The sequence below is a fragment of the Castellaniella hirudinis genome, from assembly GCF_047468865.1.
In the GTDB taxonomy this organism is placed as follows: Bacteria; Pseudomonadota; Gammaproteobacteria; order Burkholderiales; family Burkholderiaceae_B; genus Castellaniella; species Castellaniella hirudinis_A.
Genome location: NZ_JBLGTV010000003.1, coordinates 44,756 through 61,689, shown reverse-complemented (window position 1 = coordinate 61,689; position 16,934 = coordinate 44,756). Strand labels below are relative to the sequence as shown.

The 16,934-nt window shown below is 66.2% G+C and carries 15 protein-coding genes; 4 read left to right on the top strand and 11 right to left on the bottom strand.

Annotated elements, in window-relative coordinates; translation table 11 throughout:
• Nucleotides 1-3: 3 nt before the first annotated feature.
• Genes ACMHYJ_RS05755 through ACMHYJ_RS05740 form a run of 4 tightly spaced genes read right to left on the bottom strand, consistent with a single transcriptional unit; the run spans nucleotide 4 to nucleotide 3,871 of the window.
• Nucleotides 4-921 carry an amidohydrolase family protein gene (locus tag ACMHYJ_RS05755; RefSeq protein ID WP_414245255.1) on the bottom strand — a complete coding sequence of 306 codons (918 nt, stop codon included), beginning with the start codon at nucleotides 919-921 and terminating at the stop codon, nucleotides 4-6.
• Between the two features lie 8 nt (nucleotides 922-929).
• The gene (ligK, locus tag ACMHYJ_RS05750) at nucleotides 930-1,625 is read right to left on the bottom strand and encodes a 4-carboxy-4-hydroxy-2-oxoadipate aldolase/oxaloacetate decarboxylase (protein ID WP_414245254.1); all 696 of its coding nucleotides are present in this window, start codon (nucleotides 1,623-1,625) and stop codon (nucleotides 930-932) included.
• Between the two features lie 19 nt (nucleotides 1,626-1,644).
• A complete protein-coding gene (locus ACMHYJ_RS05745; protein ID WP_414245487.1) occupies nucleotides 1,645-2,673 on the bottom strand; it encodes an amidohydrolase family protein in 1,029 nt (342 codons plus the stop codon).
• Between the two features lie 46 nt (nucleotides 2,674-2,719).
• Nucleotides 2,720-3,871, bottom strand: coding sequence for a 4-oxalomesaconate tautomerase (locus tag ACMHYJ_RS05740; protein ID WP_414245253.1), 1,152 nt, complete (start codon nucleotides 3,869-3,871; stop codon nucleotides 2,720-2,722).
• A gap of 136 nt (nucleotides 3,872-4,007) precedes the next feature.
• On the opposite strand from ACMHYJ_RS05740, the gene ACMHYJ_RS05735 reads away from it, so the two are divergent.
• Entirely contained in the window at nucleotides 4,008-4,922 is a 915-nt protein-coding gene (locus ACMHYJ_RS05735; RefSeq protein WP_414245252.1) for a LysR substrate-binding domain-containing protein, read from the top strand.
• On the opposite strand, the gene ACMHYJ_RS05730 is transcribed toward ACMHYJ_RS05735, so the two are convergent.
• The 5 genes from ACMHYJ_RS05730 to ACMHYJ_RS05710 all read right to left on the bottom strand — a co-directional run bounded on the left by ACMHYJ_RS05730 (nucleotide 4,867) and on the right by ACMHYJ_RS05710 (nucleotide 9,860).
• Nucleotides 4,867-6,447 carry a methyl-accepting chemotaxis protein gene (locus ACMHYJ_RS05730; RefSeq protein ID WP_414245251.1) on the bottom strand — a complete coding sequence of 527 codons (1,581 nt, stop codon included), beginning with the start codon at nucleotides 6,445-6,447 and terminating at the stop codon, nucleotides 4,867-4,869. The two genes, ACMHYJ_RS05735 and ACMHYJ_RS05730, sit on opposite strands and share 56 nt — an antisense overlap.
• 98 nt (nucleotides 6,448-6,545) lie before the next feature.
• Nucleotides 6,546-7,454 carry a DUF1932 domain-containing protein gene (locus ACMHYJ_RS05725; RefSeq protein WP_414245250.1) on the bottom strand — a complete coding sequence of 303 codons (909 nt, stop codon included), beginning with the start codon at nucleotides 7,452-7,454 and terminating at the stop codon, nucleotides 6,546-6,548.
• Between the two features lie 60 nt (nucleotides 7,455-7,514).
• Nucleotides 7,515-8,543: an aldo/keto reductase gene (locus ACMHYJ_RS05720; protein ID WP_414245249.1), complete on the bottom strand. Its 1,029-nt coding sequence runs from the start codon at nucleotides 8,541-8,543 to the stop codon at nucleotides 7,515-7,517.
• Nucleotides 8,544-8,645: 102 nt separating this feature from the next.
• The gene (locus ACMHYJ_RS05715) at nucleotides 8,646-9,497 is read right to left on the bottom strand and encodes a class III extradiol dioxygenase family protein (protein ID WP_414245248.1); all 852 of its coding nucleotides are present in this window, start codon (nucleotides 9,495-9,497) and stop codon (nucleotides 8,646-8,648) included.
• 3 nt (nucleotides 9,498-9,500) lie between these two features.
• Entirely contained in the window at nucleotides 9,501-9,860 is a 360-nt protein-coding gene (locus ACMHYJ_RS05710) for a protocatechuate 4,5-dioxygenase subunit alpha (RefSeq protein ID WP_414245247.1), read from the bottom strand.
• Nucleotides 9,861-10,013: 153 nt separating this feature from the next.
• Here ACMHYJ_RS05710 and ACMHYJ_RS05705 point away from each other — a divergent pair, with 153 nt between their 5' ends.
• Entirely contained in the window at nucleotides 10,014-11,006 is a 993-nt protein-coding gene (locus ACMHYJ_RS05705; protein WP_414245246.1) for a helix-turn-helix domain-containing protein, read from the top strand.
• Here the strand turns inward: ACMHYJ_RS05705 and pobA are convergent.
• A complete protein-coding gene (gene pobA, locus ACMHYJ_RS05700) occupies nucleotides 10,988-12,169 on the bottom strand; it encodes a 4-hydroxybenzoate 3-monooxygenase (protein WP_414245245.1) in 1,182 nt (393 codons plus the stop codon). The two genes, ACMHYJ_RS05705 and pobA, sit on opposite strands and share 19 nt — an antisense overlap.
• Nucleotides 12,170-12,290: 121 nt before the next feature.
• Here pobA and ACMHYJ_RS05695 point away from each other — a divergent pair, with 121 nt between their 5' ends.
• Nucleotides 12,291-13,187, top strand: coding sequence for a helix-turn-helix domain-containing protein (locus ACMHYJ_RS05695; protein ID WP_414245244.1), 897 nt, complete (start codon nucleotides 12,291-12,293; stop codon nucleotides 13,185-13,187).
• Nucleotides 13,188-13,205: 18 nt separating this feature from the next.
• Here the strand turns inward: ACMHYJ_RS05695 and ACMHYJ_RS05690 are convergent, their stop codons facing one another.
• Complete coding sequence (locus ACMHYJ_RS05690) at nucleotides 13,206-14,732, bottom strand: aldehyde dehydrogenase family protein (protein ID WP_414245243.1); 1,527 nt, start codon at nucleotides 14,730-14,732, stop codon at nucleotides 13,206-13,208.
• Between the two features lie 311 nt (nucleotides 14,733-15,043).
• On the opposite strand from ACMHYJ_RS05690, the gene ACMHYJ_RS05685 reads away from it, so the two are divergent.
• Nucleotides 15,044-16,927, top strand: a complete 1,884-nt coding sequence (locus ACMHYJ_RS05685; protein ID WP_414245242.1) for a sigma-54-dependent Fis family transcriptional regulator — start codon at nucleotides 15,044-15,046, stop codon at nucleotides 16,925-16,927.
• The last annotated feature ends 7 nt before the right edge of the window (nucleotides 16,928-16,934 follow it).

The following is a 16,934-nucleotide window of genomic DNA, read 5'->3' as shown; positions in this document are numbered from 1 at the left end:
GGCTCAACTCCAGTACAAGCGGTTGGGATTGTCGACCAGCAACTGGCGCTGCAGCGCGGCGGTCGGGGCAATCTGCGGAATGAAATCCACCAGCAGGCCATCGTCGGGCATGTGGGATTTCAGGTTGGGATGCGGCCAGTCCGTCCCCCACAGCACGCGGTCGGGGAAGGTCTCGACCAGATGCCGGGCGAACGGCACGACATCCTGGTAGGCGTGCCGCTGGCCGTCCAGGGCCGGCGGGCCGGATTGGCTCAGGCGTTCCGGGCAGCTGACCTTGGACCAGATATTGGGATGTTCGCGCATCAACTGGACAAAGCGCTGGAACTCGGGGCCGTCCACCGGCTGGGTGACATCGGGACGGCCCATGTGATCCACCACCACGATCGTGGGCAAAGCCGTGAAGAAATCATACAGCTCGGGCAAATCCTTGGCTTCGAAATACACCACCACGTGCCAGCCCAGCGGCGCGATGCGCGCCGCGATATCGGCCAGCACTTCGCGCGGCGTGAAATCCGCCAGGCGCTTGACGAAATTGAAGCGCGTGCCGCGCACGCCGGCGGCATGCAGCGCCTGCAACTCGGCATCGCTGATGTCCTGCGCGACGGTGGCCACCCCGCGCGCGCGGCCGCCGGACGCCTGCAAGGCATCCACCAGGGCGCGGTTGTCCGTGCCATGGCAGGTGGCCTGCACAATCACATTTTTGGCAAAGCCCAGGTGGTCGCGCAAGGCGAACAGGGCTTCCTTGGGCGCATCGCACGGGGTGTACTTGCGTTGCGGCGCGTAGGGGAACAGGGCCCCGGGCCCAAAGACATGGCAATGCGCATCCACGGCATCGGGCGGCAGGCCAAAGCGGGGCCGGCTGGGGTCGGCGTAATAATCCAGCCAGCCCGGCGTTTTCACGAAATCTTGAACGGCGCTCATGGCGATCCTCAATCCAGGTACTGCAGGCCCGCCTTCTGCAGGCCCTCGCGCATTTTGTAGTAATCAAGGCCCAGCACGCCCGACGCGAAAATCTCGCGCTTGCTGACTTCGTTGTCTTCACGGGCCTGGGCCTTGGCGGCCACGGCCGCCGCCAGGGCGGCCGGCACCACGACCACGCCGTCGGTGTCCGCGACGACCACATCGCCGGGCGACACGGCCGCACTGGCGCACACCACCGGGATATTCACCGAGCCCAGCGTGGCCTTGATGGTGCCGCGGGCGCTGATGGCCTTTGCGAACACGGGGAAATTCATGGATTCCAGCGTGTCGATGTCGCGCACCCCGCCGTCGATGATCAGGCCCGCCGCGCCGCGCGCCTTGAAGGACGTGGCCAGCAGATCGCCAAAGAACCCGTCCGTGCTGTCGGCGGTGCAGGCGGCCACCACCACGTCGCCCGGCTGGATTTGCTCGGCCGCCACGTGCAGCATCCAGTTGTCGCCCGGCTGCAGCAGCACCGTCACGGCGGTGCCGCACAGCTTGGCCCCGCGCCAGACCGGCCGCATGACCGGTTTCATCAGGCCCACCCGCCCCATGGCTTCATGGATGGTGGCGACGCCGAACTGCGACAAGTGCTGAACCGCCGCGGCATCCGCGCGTTGGATGTTGCGGTGCACCACACCCAGCTGATTCAAGGGATTGCTCATTTCCATTATCCTCTCTGGTTCAAAGGCCCCGGGCCTTCAAAGCGGCATCCAGGCGCGGGAAGACGCGCCGGGCATTGCCTTCGTAAATCTGGAAGCGGTCGGCATCCGACAGCACGCCGGCGGCTTCGATGTAGCGCTTGGTGTCGTCGAAATAATGACCGGTCTCCGGGTCGATACCGCGCACGGCGCCGATCATCTCGGACGCAAACAGCACGTTTTTCACCGGGATGACCCGCGTCAGCAAGTCGATGCCGGGCTGGTGATAGACGCAGGTATCGAAAAAGATATTGTTCAGCAGGTGCTCGTCCAGCAGGGGCTTCTTGAGCGCCTGGGCCAGGCCGCGAAACCGCCCCCAGTGGTAGGGCGCCGCGCCGCCGCCGTGCGGGATGATGAAGCGCAGGGTGGGAAAATCCTTGAACAGGTCGGAAGTCAGGCACTGCATGAACGCCGTGGTGTCGGCATTCAGATAGTGCGCGCCGGTGGTGTGAAAGCACGGATTGCAGCTGGTCGAGACATGAATCATGGCGGGGATGTCGTATTCCACCATCTTCTCGTAGATCGGATACCAGGAATGATCCGACAGCGGCGGCGCCGTCCAGTGGCCGCCGGAGGGATCCGGGTTCAGGTTGATGCCCACGGCGCCGTATTCCTCGACGCTGCGCCGCAGCTCGGGCAGGCAGGTGGCGGGATCGACCCCGGGCGACTGCGGCAGCATCGCCGCCATGGCGAAGTGTTCGGGAAACAAGGTGGCCACGCGGTGGCAAAGTTCGTTGCACAGAGCCGCCCAGGTGCTGGAGACCTGGAAGTCGCCGATGTGGTGCGCCATGAAGCTGGCCCGGGGCGAAAAAATCGTCAGATCCGACCCGCGCTCGCGCATCAGGCGCAATTGGTTGGTCTCGATGCTTTCGCGCAAATCATCATCGCTGATCTTCAGGTCGGACACCTGCGGACGCTGGCCGGGATCCTGGATGCCGGCGATCTGGCGCTCGCGCCAATCGGCCAGGGCCTGCGGGGCCGTCGTGTAATGCCCATGGCAATCAATGATCAGGGGGTTTCGAGTCATGGAAACAGATTCTCCTAGTAAGTTGTCCGCATCAGCGGTTGGCCGGGGCGGCATCGGCGGGCCAGGCCGCCGCGGGCACCATGACCTCGCCGCGCATGATCAGGCGCGCCGTGCGCAACAGGGCGGCGCGGACGACTTTCTGCGGATCGCGCGGGTCGAGTTCGAGTTCGACGGTGAATTCACCGCTGGGGTGTTCGATGGAAACGGCCTTGCGCGGGCCGTCCGGCAAGCGGGCCAGAGCGTGCGGCACGCTGCCTTCCAGCACGCAGGCCGTCCCCACCGTCACTGCGGCCAGCACGCCGATGGCTTCGTGGCAGACATGCGGAATGAAGCAGCGCGTGTTGATCGCCCCCCCCGCCTCCGGGGCGGATACCAGCGTCATCTTGGGATAATTGCGGCCGCTGACGTCGCCCAGGCCCATGCGTTCGGCGGCCACCAGACGCAGGGCCTCGATCCGGGCCTTCAGCGCCGCGTCCGCGTTCAGTTGGGCGGGGGTCTCCCGGCCGGTGCAGCCCAGATCCTCGGCGCGGAACAGCACCAGCGGCATGCCGTTGTCGATGCAGGTGACCTCGATGTCGAAAGCGGCGAAATCCGCCGTTGCCGGGGGTTCCACGCGCAGCCGGTCCAGCACCCGGCCCGTCGGCAGCAGGCCGCTGCACACCGAGCCGGCCGTATCCAGAAAATTGATGGTGATCGGGGCGGACGTGCCGGGCACCCCGTCGATGCGCGCCGCGCCGTCGTAGCTGACCCGGCGGCCCTCGGGCGTCCGGGGCGTCCGCACCGTGATGTCGCACAGCATGCCGGTGTTGCGGGTGAGCACACGCGCCGTGGTTTCATCCCCTTGGGCCTGGATCAGCCCGCGCTCCAGGGCGAAGGGCACCACGGCCGCCAGCATGTTGCCGCAGTTGGCCGTGGTGTCCACGGTGTCGTTGGCCGGCTGCAGCTGGGCAAAGAGGAATTCAAGATCCACCCCGGCGGCGGTTCCCGCCCGGACGATGCCCGCCTTGCTGGTCAAGGGATGCGCGCCGCCCAGACCGTCAATCTGGCGCGGATCGGGCGACCCCAGGGCGGCCAGCAGAACCCGGTCGCGGGCCGCTGTCTCCGCGGGCAGGTCGGATTCCAGGAAAAACGGACCACGCGACGTGCCGCCGCGCATGAATAAAGTTGGGACAGGTGTTTGCATCTCATCACCCCAGGGCTGTATTGCAGCCATTATGGCCGTGGGCGAGCCTGCGAATAAGCGAAAGACGGCACTAGCAGTTATGCCAGATTGATATAATAAAAAGACTCGTATATCAGTTTTAAGGGTAAACCCTAATATGGACCTCAAACAGCTGGAATACTTCGCCCGGGTGGCCGAACTGGGCAGCTTCACCCAGGCCTCGCACGCGCTGGACGTGGCCCAGCCGGCCATCAGCCGCCAGGTTCGGCTGCTGGAGGTCGAACTGCGCCAGAACCTGCTGAACCGCAATGGCCGGGGGGTCACCACCACAGAAGCCGGCAAGCTGCTGCTGGAACACTGCCGAGGGATACTGCACCAGATCGAGCGCGCCAAGGAAGACATGTCCAGGGTGCAGGGGGCGCTGGCGGGCCGGGTGGCCCTGGGGATCGCCCCCAGCGCCTCGAAGATGCTGACCGTGCCGCTGACCCGGGCTTTTCGCAAGCAACTGCCCAACGCCACCCTGTCCATCAGCGAAGGCCTGTCGCTGATGATGCAGGAATCCCTGCTGGCGGGCCGCCTGGACATCGCCCTGCTGTACAACCCGTCCACCTCGGCGGATCTGGATCTCGGCCCGCTGACCAACGAGCTGCTGTACCTGGTGGGCCCCCGGGGGCCCCATCCCGCCACCCAGCCGATCTCCCTGCAAGCCCTGGCGGGCATCCCCCTGGTCATCCCCAACCGGCCGCACACGGTGCGCATGCTGCTGGAATCCCATATGGCTCAGATCGGCTGCCGCCCCAATATCCGCCTGGAAATCGACGGCGTGCCCGCCATTCTGGATCTGGTGGCCGACGGCATCGGCTACGCCATCCTGACCGAGCACGCGGTGCTGACCACCGCCCACCCGGAGCGCTATCACATCCGCCTGATCAATCAGCCGGAACTGCACAGCCGCCTCTACCTGGCCACGGCGGCCGGGCGCATCACCACCCTGACCCAGAAAGCCGTTCTGGACCTCATTCGGACAACGGTGCAGCAGGTCTATCCGCCGTCGATGATTCAAATAAGCTGAAGCTGCCGACCAGGGCCTGCAAGGCTTCCGCCTGCTCGTGGATATGATCCGCCGCATGCGCCACCTGGCCGACCAGCCCGGCGCTGCTGCGGGCGGCCTGGTCGATCTGGCTCGCCGCCTGGCTGATCTCGCCGATCCCCTGTTCTTGTTCCTGACAGGCCAGGGCGATCTCGCGCACCAGGTCGGCGAAGCGGTCGGCCGCCTCGCCGATCCCGGTGGACACCTGCCTGGCCTGGCTCACCTGGCCCGCCCCCGTATCCACGGCGCGCACCGAAGCCGCGATGCGGGCTTCGATTTCGTGCGCGGCCTCGGTGGTGCGCTGCGCCAGGGTGCGAACCTCGGCCGCCACGACGGCGAACCCCCGGCCCTGCGGGCCGGCCCGGGCCGCTTCCACGGAAGCGTTCAGGGCCAGGATGTTGGTCTGGAATGCAATGCCGTCGATGACGCTGGTGATGTCGGCAATGCGCCGGGCTTCTTGCTGGATATCGTCCATCGTGCGCACCACCGCCGCCATCGAGGCTTCCCCCTGCCCCACCAGCTGCTGCAGCGTCCCCGCCTGCCGGGTGGCCTGCCGGGCGCTTTCCGTATTCAAGCGCACGGAACCGGCCAGCTGCTCGATCGCGGCCGCCGTTTCTTCCAGTGAACTGGCCTGCGTGTCGGTGCGGCTGGACAAATCGCCGCCGCCCCGGGCGATGTCGCGCACGCCGATGACGACGACCTCGGTGGCCTCCAGGATACGCACCAGCAGCAGCTTCATGTTGATCTGCACAATGCGCAGGCCGTGCGCCAGGCGGGCGATTTCAACGGCCTGATCGACCGGCAGCGCACGCGACAGGTCGCCCGCGCTGATGCATTCTATTTCGCCGCGCAGGCGTTTCAGGGGGCCGGCCAGCGCCTGGTGCAGGCCGATCCCCCCCGCCACCGCCCACAGCCCCAGCAGCAAGAGCCAGGCGGCCGCCAGGACGGGTTCCCAGGGCCAGGCGGCCTGCAAGCCGGCAATCAGCAGCATCCCGCCGCCGTAGGCCATGAGCTGATATTTCAGGGCCCAGGATCGCATGCGGCGGCCGCGGCGATGGCGCACAATCCGCCCATCCTGGATGGCGATCCGCTTTTCGCCCTGGGCCAGCGCCCGATACGCCTGATCGGCCTGGTCGATTTGCGCGCGCTCGGGCCGCGTTCGGATCGAGGTATATCCCGCCACCCGCCCTTCGTGGAACAACGGGGCGGCATCGACGCGCACCCAGTAATGATCGCCATTCTTGCAGCGATTTTTCAGCAGCCCCGACCAGGATCGCCCCTGGCGCACAGTGTGCATCAGGTCGGCAAAGGGTTCCCGCGGCATGTGCGGGTGGCGCAGGATGGCCTGCGACGCGCCGATGACTTCTTCGGCCGCATGGCCGCTGATGCGCAGGAAATCCCGATTCACATATGTGATGCGGCCATCGAGATCCGTCGTCAAAACAATGCGATCCGCCGCGTCCAGCCGGCGCTCACGGCCCGACACATAGATGGATTCTTCGGTCATGGCAATGGCCTCCTTTGGCATCGTGACCCGCCGTCCAGGCCCGTCCGGGCCGTCGCCGTCCGGCGCAGCGGGCCGGGCCGGACGGCGACGGCCCGGCATCAGGCGGGCTGGTCGGCCGGGCCCGCCTGGCCGATCAGGCGATCGGCATAGGCCTGCCAGCCCCCCGCCTGCTGCACGCCGGCAAACAGCCCCTGGGCGGCCAGGCCGGCCACCCAGTCTTGTTTTTCCGCCGTCGCCGCCGCCATCAGGGGCTGAAACCCGGCCTCGCGCACGGTGTTGGCGACTTCGCGCATTTCTTCGGCCCGGCGGCGGCCATGCTGCACGACCCGGCTGTAGAAATACCGCCCCTGCTCGGTCCAGTCGATGGACGGGAAGGTTTCCTGCAAAGTGGGCAGGACGTAGTCCTCGACGCCATAGGCGCGCGCGGCGGTATAGCTTTCGATGACCAGGGCTTCCAGCCCTTTGATCATGACGCTGCGGCACATCTTGATGGCCGACGCCACGCCCAGCTCGGCGGACACCGCCTGCGCGTCCATGCCCCAGGCATTCAGGCGGGCGGCCAGATCCTGCGCATGCGCGCCGCCCAACAGCATCGGCACCCGGATACCATAGGGCGGCACCGAGGTCATGACCCCGGCCTCGACGTAGCGCCCCCCCGCCGCCTCGATCAGGGCGGCGGCTTCGCGCTTGGCGCCGGGCGAGGCGGAATTCAGGTCCAGGAAAACGGTTCCCGGGCGCAGGGAGATCGCGGCCTCGCGGGCCACGGCCACGGTATTGGAGGCCGTGACGGCGGAGATCACCAGATTGCTGTCGGCGCAGAGTTCCGCCGCCGACAGGCACAGGGCGACGCCATCGCGCGCGGCCCGATCCTGCAGCGCCCCGGCCGCCGCCGCGTCCGCCAGCTTGAGATCCCAGGCCCGGACGGCCCGCACCTGAGGCCCCAGGCCGGCGCAGAAAATCCCGCCGACCTCGCCATAGCCGATCAAGCCCAGTCGTGTGTCCTGCATGATTGCTCCTGAATAAAAAAGACGATAGACGCCGCGCGCGGGCGGCGGCCCGGCAACGCCCTAGGCCGACGCGGCGGGGAATTGTTCTGTGTCGATTTCCCGCAGCGTGGCCGGCCCGTAGCGGTCGCCCGCCACCCGGCGATGATCGAAATGGGCGGACAGCTCGGCGGACAGCGCATCATCCAGCACGATATCCACCGCCGCGAGGTTTTCCCGCAGATGCGCCGGCTGGGTGGTCCCGGGGATGGGGATGATGTCCGGCCCCTGGTGCAGCAGCCAGGCCAGGGCCAACTGCCCCGGGGTGCAGCGCAAGGCCCGCGCGCGATCCCGCAACAGCCCCAGCAGGGCCAGATTGGCCGCCAGGGCATCCGGCTGGAAGCGCGGCATGCGGCGCCGCAGATCGCCTTCCGACAGGCCATCCAGCGCATGCAGGCCATCGGCCAGAAAGGCCCGGCCCAAGGGGCTGAAGGCCACCAGCGCGGCCCCGATGTCGCGGCACGCCCGCAGCACGCCGATTTCCACGTTGCGCGCCCAAAGGGCGTATTCGCTTTGCACAGCGGCAATGGGATGCACGGCATGCGCCCGGCGCAAGGTGCCGGCGGAGACTTCGGACAGCCCGATGTGGCGGATTTTCCCGGCGCGAACCAGATCCGCCAGGGCGCCAATGCTGTCCTCGATGGGCACGGATTTGTCCCAGCGATGCAGATAGTACAGATCGATGGTCTCGGTGCGCAGGCGCGACAAGGATTCTTCGCAGGTGCGGCGCAGGGTGTCGGGGCGGCCGTCGATGCGGCGCAAGCCGTCCGGGCCCCGAAAGAGGCCGCACTTGCTGGCCAGGAAAATCCGGCTGCGATGGGCCGGCAGCACCTGGCCCAGCAAGGTTTCGTTGTGCCCGAAACCATACAAGGCCGCCGTATCGAACAAGGTTACCCCGTGATCCAGCGCGGCCAGCAGCAAGGATTTTGCCTGCTCGGCGGAAGCCGCCGGGCCATAGCCGTGGCTCAGGCCCATGCAGCCCAGGCCGATGGAAAACACGGGCGTGCCGGCGATGGCGCGCGTCTGTCGGTTTGGTCGTGTATTCGATGTCATGAAACCGATTATCCTCAGAACGCCGGGCCGGGGTAAGCCCCGGCCCGGCACTAACAGCTATAGCGATCTGCTATGGATGACGCGCAGCGCCCCGACCTGCGTTCATACGGGTTCCAGCACCAGCAAGCCGGTGGCCGTGTTGGAAATCGGCAGGTGGTAATGGGCGTGATGCTTGCGCACCGGGGTATCGTCCAGCACGCCGCGCGCGGCCACCCACATCAACAGCTCGATGCCCTGCGTGCCGGTCAATTCGACCAGTTCGTCATTGGAATACTGGGTGATCCAGGTGGGATCGTCCACCAGGCTTTCCATGAACTGCAGGTCGAAGGGCTTATTGGTAAAGCCGGCCCGTTCACCGTCCAGCTGGTGCGACAGCCCCCCGCTGGCGATCACCAGCACCCGCCGGTCGTCGTCCCAGGTCTCGATGGCCCGGCGCAGCGACTGGCCCAGCCGGTAACAGCGCGCCGCCGAGGGATAAGGCGCCAACACCGTATTGATGCAGACCGGCACGATTTCCACCGGCCAGGCCCCGGATTCCTGGCCTTCCGGCCACAGCAAGGCCAAGGGCAGCGACACGGCGTGGTCGATCATGGCTTCTTGGCAAGTGGTGATGTCGAATTCGTCCTCGACCAGGGTTTCCACCATGTGCCAGGACAAGTCCACGCAGCCGCGCGGCTGAACCAGGGCCGGAATCCCCCAGCCTTCGTCGCCCGTCTGGTAGGTGTCGGCCGCGCCCACCGAGAACGTGGGCATTTTGTCCAGAAAATAGTTGAGCCCATGATCGTTGTGCACGATGACGACGACGTCGGGGCGTACCTGGGCCAGCCATTCGCGCGCTTTGTCGTAGCCATCGAAAAAGGGCTTCCAGTAGGGGTCCTGCTGTTTCTGACGCGCCAATGCGCCGCCGATCGCGGGGACGTGGGAGGTGCTGATACTACCGATGAGTTTTGCCATGATTCAAGCTCCTGCGGCAACGAGTTTTGCCTGGAATTCCGCTTTGCTTACCCCAGTTTGCTGGGCGCCGATGTCCTGCATGTCCAAGCCGAAGATACCCGCCAGCTTGGCCAGGTAATAGGGATGCCCGCCGGCGTCGATCATGGCAAGCACCTGGCGACTGCGCACGGCGGCCTTTTGCGTCTCGTTCAGGCCATAGCGGTGCATGTAGGCTTCTTCATCCTGCAAGAACGCCTCGCGGCATTGCGCCGAATTGAAGCTGAAGCACATTTTATTGAGGGCGTAGCCGATGCGGGCCAAATCCCCGTCGAAGATGATCGTGCCGGGGATGCCTGTCCGCCGGCGCCGTGTGGGGGTGTTCATGGTGTTTGTCTCCTTAGAAAAAGTCCTGTGCCGCAAGGGATCGGCAGCAGAAAACCAGACAAGCCCATGATGGACTAGGCATGGCCCGCGCAGAATGGATTTTTGAATTTAAAAATTGTACATTTAGCGGATAGAAAGCAGAAGGCCGCCCCCATGGAACCCTTGACGCCCGCGCCGCCGGCGCACGACCACACCGCCATACCAATCTATAAGTTATACGGGTACGGCAACGTCTGGACGACCGCCGACCCCTTATATTGCGAGACCATTGCCGCCCAAGAAAAATTGCATAATTGGCATGTCACTGCCCACAAGCACATGGATCTGTTCCAGATCCTGTGCCTGGAATCGGGCAGCGTCACGGTGGTGCTGGACGGCCAGGCGCGCACCCTGACCACGCACGCCGATCCGGGCGGCCAGGCCGCCGCGGGCCACCCCCCCCTCACCAGCGGCCCGCACGGGCACCTGATTGCCGTGCCGCGCCAGGTCGTGCACGAATTCATCTTCCAGCCGGGGGCCAGCGGCTATATCCTGACACTCACCTACGCCTTGCTGCAGCCCCTGTGCGAGCGCCACGAACTCAGCCTGTCCGGCGCAACCCGTCCGGCCATCCTGACGCTAGACGCCCAGGACGCCCAGGTCATCGCGCTGTTCCACGCGCTGGACGACGAATACCGCAGCCTGCCCACGCCGCAGCGCGGGCCGCTGCTCGAAGCCCTCTTGGGAATCATCCTGGTCTGGATACAGCGCCGGCACCAGCCGGCCGACGCCGCCGCGGGGGACATCCAGGCCAGCGTGCGGCACCTGGACAAATACATGCAGCTGATCGAAAGCCACTACGCCGGGCAACACCAGGTCGCCTGGTATGCACGGCGCATCGGCGTGACCCCGGCGCACCTGAACAGCATCGCCCAGGCCCTGGCGGGCAAGACGGCTCTGCAATTGATCCACGAGCGGCTGGTTCTGGAGGCCCGGCGCGAGCTGATCTACACAACCCGCCCCATCAGCACGATCGCCGATACCCTGGGCTTTGCCGACCCCGGGTATTTCACCCGATTTTTCAAGCGCCTGGCCGGCCAGGCGCCCAAAGACTTCCGCCGCAACCGGAAAGCGCCGCAGCCGCCGGGTCAGACGACCGGCTCGTAGGGCAGGCCCACGTAGTTTTCCGCAATCGTGGTCAGGCCCGCCTGGGTGCTGGTGTAGTAGTCCTGCTCGGCCCGCTGGATGCGCTGACTGAAGGCATCGTCGTCGAACGTGTGCAACAGCATCGTCATCCACCAGGAAAACCGTTCGGCCTTCCAGATGCGGCGCAGGCAGATTTCCGAATATCGATCCAGCAGATCGGGGCGGCCGTCCAGGCAGGCGCCGCGCAGGGCATGGTACAGCGTATACACGTCGCTGGATGCCAGGTTCAGGCCCTTGGCCCCCGTCGGCGGCACGATGTGCGCGGCATCCCCCACCAGGAACAGCTGTCCGAAGCGCATGGGCTCGGCCACGAAACTGCGCAAGGGCGCAATGCTTTTTTCGAAGGACGGGCCGGTTTGCAGCTTGGCGGCGATGTCCTGCGGCAGGCGCGCCGACAGTTCCGTCCAGAAGCGGTCGTCCGACCAATCCTCGACGTGCTCGGCCAGGCTGCACTGTACATAGTAGCGGCTGCGCGTATGCGAACGCATGCTGCACAGGGCAAAGCCCCGTTCGTGGTGGACATACAGCAGTTCATCTTCGACGGGCGGCGTGTCGGTCAGCAGGCCCAGCCAGCCAAACGGATAGACCCGCTCGAAATTGCGGATGCGATCCTGGGGAACCGATTGGCGCGAAACGCCATGGAAACCGTCGCATCCAGCGATGTAATCGCACGTCAACTCATGACGCTGGCCCGCGTGCACGAAACTGACACGGGGCTTGTCGCCCGCCAGGAAGTCGTGCAGTTGGACGTCGGTGGCTTCGTAGTAGGTGGGCGCGCCGCTGGCCTGGCGGGCCTCCATCAGGTCGCGCGTGACTTCGGTCTGCCCATAGACCAGCACGGACTTGCCCGTCAGCGCCCGCATGTCCACCCGCTGCCGCCGCTCCTGAAACAGCAGGGAAAACCCGCCGTGATCCAGGCCCTCGGCATCCATATTGGCCGATACGCCGGCCTCGCGCATCAGATCGACGAAACCATATTCCAGCACGCCGGCCCGAACCCGGCCCAACACGTATTCCGGCGTATGGCGTTCCAGGACGACGTTGTCGATCCCGCAGCGCGTCAGCAGCTGGCCCAGCAGCAGCCCCGACGGGCCGGCCCCGATAATGGCAACTTGTGTTTTCATGTGAAAGCTCCTCCATCCGGGACCGTGCGCCCCACGGCGCGCCATCCGACCCGGCATAGGCCCCATGATGGCGTCGCCCCGGTGTTTTGAGAATGCATTTTTCAAGCATAAAATTGCCAATATGGACTATTTTCAAGATGCCCCGCTTTTTCAGCTTTACGGTGAACAATCCGATTGGCCGCTGGGGGAAATGCTGCATTGCGAAACCATCGCTTCGCGCAGCCGCTTGCACCATTGGCATATCCGGCCCCATCGCCATACCGGCCTGTATCAAATCCTGTATCTGCACCAGGGGCTGTCCATCGTCAGCCTGGACACCGCCCGCCCGCCCATCCACGGGCCCGCCGTGGTGGAAATCCCCCAAGGCTACGTCCACGGTTTTGAATTCGGCGACGACAGCAGCGGCTACGTCATCACCATCACCCAGACGCTGCTGACGCACCTGGCCCGGCGCCTGGGGCCGGGGGCCGCGCCCAGCCCGCACCCCGTGCTGCGCCAACTGGCGGCCGACGACGTCCACAGCCGCGGCCTCCACGAAGCCTGCACCCAACTGAACGCCCAGTACGCCGCCCGGCATCCGTTCCGGGAAGCGCAAATCGAAGCCTGGCTGACCCTGCTCTACACGCGCCTGCGCAGCCAGCCGGCCGGCGCCGGCCGATCCCCGCAGGCCGCCCGCGGCCTGCGGCACTACACCCGCTTCAGCGATCTGCTGGAACAAGCCCACAAGCGCCAGCACACCGTGGCCTGGTATGCCCGCCAATTGGGACTGAGCACCACCCACCTGAACCTGCTGACCCGCACCCACGCCGGCAAGAGCCCCCTGCAACTGATCCACCAGCGCCTGGCCCTGGAAGCCAGCCGCAGCCTGATCTACACCTCCATGACCATCCAGGAGATCGCCGACGATCTGGGGTTTTCAGAACCCGCGCATTTCACGCGGTTCTTCCGCAAGGCAGCCGGACAATCCCCCAGGGACTTCCGGCTGCGCATCCGCTTCGCGGCGGACGAAACGGTTTGATGCGATCAATGAAACGGCTTAGAAGAAGCCCAGCGCATTGGGGCTGTAGCTGACCAGCAGGCACTTGGTCTGCTGATAAGCCGAAAGCGCCATCTTGTGGGTTTCCCGCCCGATGCCCGATTGCTTGTAGCCGCCGAACGCCGCATGCGCGGGATACAAGTGAAAGCAGTTGGTCCAGACCCGCCCCGCCTGCACCTGGCGGCCCACGCGATACGCCTGCGAACCATCACGCGTCCAGACCCCGGCCCCCAGGCCATAGTAGGTGTCATTGGCGATGGCGATGGCTTCGTCTTCGTCCTTGAAGGTGGTCACCGACGCCACCGGGCCGAAGATTTCCTCCTGGAACACGCGCATGCTGTTGTCCCCGAACAGCAGGGTGGGCTTCACGTAAAAGCCCTGATCCAGGCCCGCCCCCGGCGCATTGCGCGCCCCGCCTGTCAGGCAGCGCGCGCCTTCTTCGCGGCCAATGTCGATATAACCCAGGATCTTGTCCATCTGCGCCTGTGATACCTGAGCGCCCAGCATGGTGCCGGCATCCAGGGGATGGCCGGTTTTCATGGATTCGATGCGCTGGATGGCGCGCTCGATGAAGCGCTCGTAGATGGATTCCTGCACCAGGATACGCGACGGGCACGTGCAGACTTCCCCCTGGTTCAGGGCGAACATGCTCAGGCCTTCCAGCGCCTTGTCGAAAAAGGCATCGTCCTGATCCATGACGTTGGCGAAGAAAATATTGGGGCTCTTGCCGCCCAGTTCGACCGTGCTGGGGATCAGGTTGTCGGCGGCGGCATGCAGAATGTGCTTGCCCGTGGGCGTGGAGCCGGTGAACGCAATCTTGGCGATGCGCTGGCTGGACGCCAGGGCGGCGCCGGCCTCGCGGCCAAAGCCATTGACGATGTTCAGCACCCCCGGGGGCAGCAGGTCGCCCACCAGTTCCATCAGCACCAGGATGGACGCGGGGGTCTGTTCGGCGGGCTTCATCACCACGCAATTGCCCGCCGCCAGCGCCGGGCCCAGTTTCCAGGCGGCCATCAACAGCGGGAAATTCCAGGGGATAATCTGCCCCACCACGCCCATGGGCTCATGAAAATGATAAGCCACCGTGGTGTGGTCGATTTCCGAGATGCCGCCTTCCTGGGCGCGGATGCAGCCGGCGAAATAACGCAGGTGGTCGATGGCCAGGGGCAGGTCGGCCGCCATGGTCTCGCGCAGCGGCTTGCCGTTGTCGATGGTCTCGGCCACCGCCAGCAGGCTCAGGTTCTGTTCCATGCGGTCGGCCATGCGCAGCAGCACCCCGGCGCGTTCGGCCACCGATGTCTCGCCCCAGGCCTTGCGGGCGGCATGGGCGGCGTCCAGTGCGGCCTCGATGTCCGCCGCCCCGGATCGGGGCACTTCGCAGAACACCTGCCCGGTGATGGGGGAAAGATTATCGAAATACTGCCCGTCCACCGGGGCGACCCAGCGGCCGCCGATATAGTTCTCGTAGTGCTTTTTATACGGAAAGCCGATGTCGATGCCGAAATGCTTCAGGTCTGTCATGTCCATGATTGTCTCCTTGAATTGGGGCCAAGCGGCGGGCCCCGGAAAGGCCAGAGGTTTTTCTCTGTGCTTGTTTTCATTCAAAGCAAAATCCATGCCATGTTTTTTCCGGCCAGGCAGCGGCCCCACGGCCGTCTGGCTTGGGGGCGGCGTTGGGGCGGCTTTCGGATGGCTTTCGCCCCGCCCGGGACAATGGCATACTGATGGAATCCTATTTTAAAAACAGGGGCTTGTCGCAAAATGCGACACTGGAACGGCTGATTTTGCAACACCCCGTGTTGCATGCCGCAGCACCTGCCGCCCGACGGAGATGCCACATGCAAACCGCTGCGCCGCTTTCTCTGACTTCACTCGCGCCGGCCCAGACGGGCCACCGCATCCAGCGATCCTGGGCGCGCTGCGCCGATCTCGATCAGCATCTGTTGACCGACCCCAACCCCCTGTCGCGCGCCGACCTGGATCTGCACCGGCAGGCGCACCGCCTGCTGCTGGAACACGCCCAGGCCAGCCTGTGCGCCCTCGGCACCCTGGCCGACCAGCGCGACAGCATCGTGATCCTGGCCGACCCGACCGGCCTGATCCTGCACGGACAAGGCAATCTGCAGTTCCTGGATCAGGCCCAGCGCCTGGCCCTGCAGCCCGGGGTCAGCTGGGCCGAACCTCACCGGGGCACCAACGCCATCGGCACCGCCCTGCACGACGGCCACGCCGTGCGCATCCACGGGGCGGATCACTTCCTGGCCCGCAACCGCATCCTCAGCTGCCATGCGGCCCCGGTTTTTTCCGGCCAGGGCGACATCCTGGGCATTCTGGATCTCTCCGGCCCCGCCCACACCCTGCACAACCACGCGCTGCCCCTGGTTCAAAGCATGGCCCAGGCCATCAGCCGCCAGATCCTGCTGGCGCAGCCCGGGCGGCGCTTGGTCTTCCATCTGGGCCAGCAGGCGCCCCAGGCCCACCAGCAGGCGCTGCTGCTGCTGGACGACGACGGCCTGATCACCGGCGCGAACGAAGCCGCCCTGCAAGCCCTGAACACCGACTGGCGGCTGATCGGCACCCCTTGGGCTCAATGGCTCAACGGCGCGCTGTCGCCCCACGACAGCCGCCTCTTTCGCCACGACGGGCAAGCCCTGGTCGGCCGCCTGCAGCGCCCCGCCGAACACCCGCCCGCAGCGCCCGTCGCCGCCCGGCGCGGGCCGGGCCGGGATGCGCCCGCCCACCCCGCAACGCAGTCCGCCCCCGACGCCCTGACCCGGCCGCTGCTGGATCAGGCGATCCGGGCCACTCACGCGGGGCTGGCCATTTTGCTGCACGGCGAAACCGGCACCGGCAAGGAAGTCCTGGCCCGCCACATCCACCGGCATGGCGCACGATCCGCAGGGGCCTTCATCGCCATCAACTGCGCCGCCCTGCCCGAGCACCTGATCGAATCCGAACTCTTTGGCTACGAGCCCGGCGCCTTTACCGGCGCGCGCCGCGAAGGCGCGCGCGGCCTGCTGCGCCAAGCGCATGGCGGCACCTTGTTTCTGGATGAAATCGGCGACATGCCGCTGGGCCTGCAAACCCGGCTGCTGCGGGTGCTGCAAGAACGCGAAGTCCAGCCCCTGGGGTCCGAAAAACACTATCCGCTGGATTTTTCCCTGATCAGCGCCAGCCACCAGGATTTGCCCGCCCTGATCGCACAGGGGCGGTTTCGCGCCGACCTGTACTACCGCCTGCAGGACATGCCACTCGAACTGCCCGCCTTGCGGCAGCGCCCGGATCTGGCGCATTTCATCCTGCGCACCTACCAGGGCCTGGGCGGACACATCGGCCCCGCCGCCCTGGATACGCTGGCCGCCTACCCCTGGCCAGGCAACTACCGGGAACTCGTCAGCCTGCTGCGCCGCTTGCGCTGCCAGTACCCGGACGACGCCGTCCTGGGCCCGCAGCACCTGCCCGACAGCCTGCAAACCCGGCCGGCGCCCTCGGCCAGCAGCTCAAGCACCCCACAGGACGGCGCCGCCACCACCCTTGACGCCTGCGGCGCCCCCGCCCGGCCGGCCGACGGTTGCGCCGCCGGCGCCAGCCCCCTGCTGCACGTCCAGCAGTACGAGCTCATCCAACGCACCGTGCAGGCCTGCGCCGGCAACCTGTCCCAGGCGGCCCGGCAGCTGGGCATCCACCGCAGCACGCTATACCGAAAACTGCGCGGCCATTGAAGGGCCT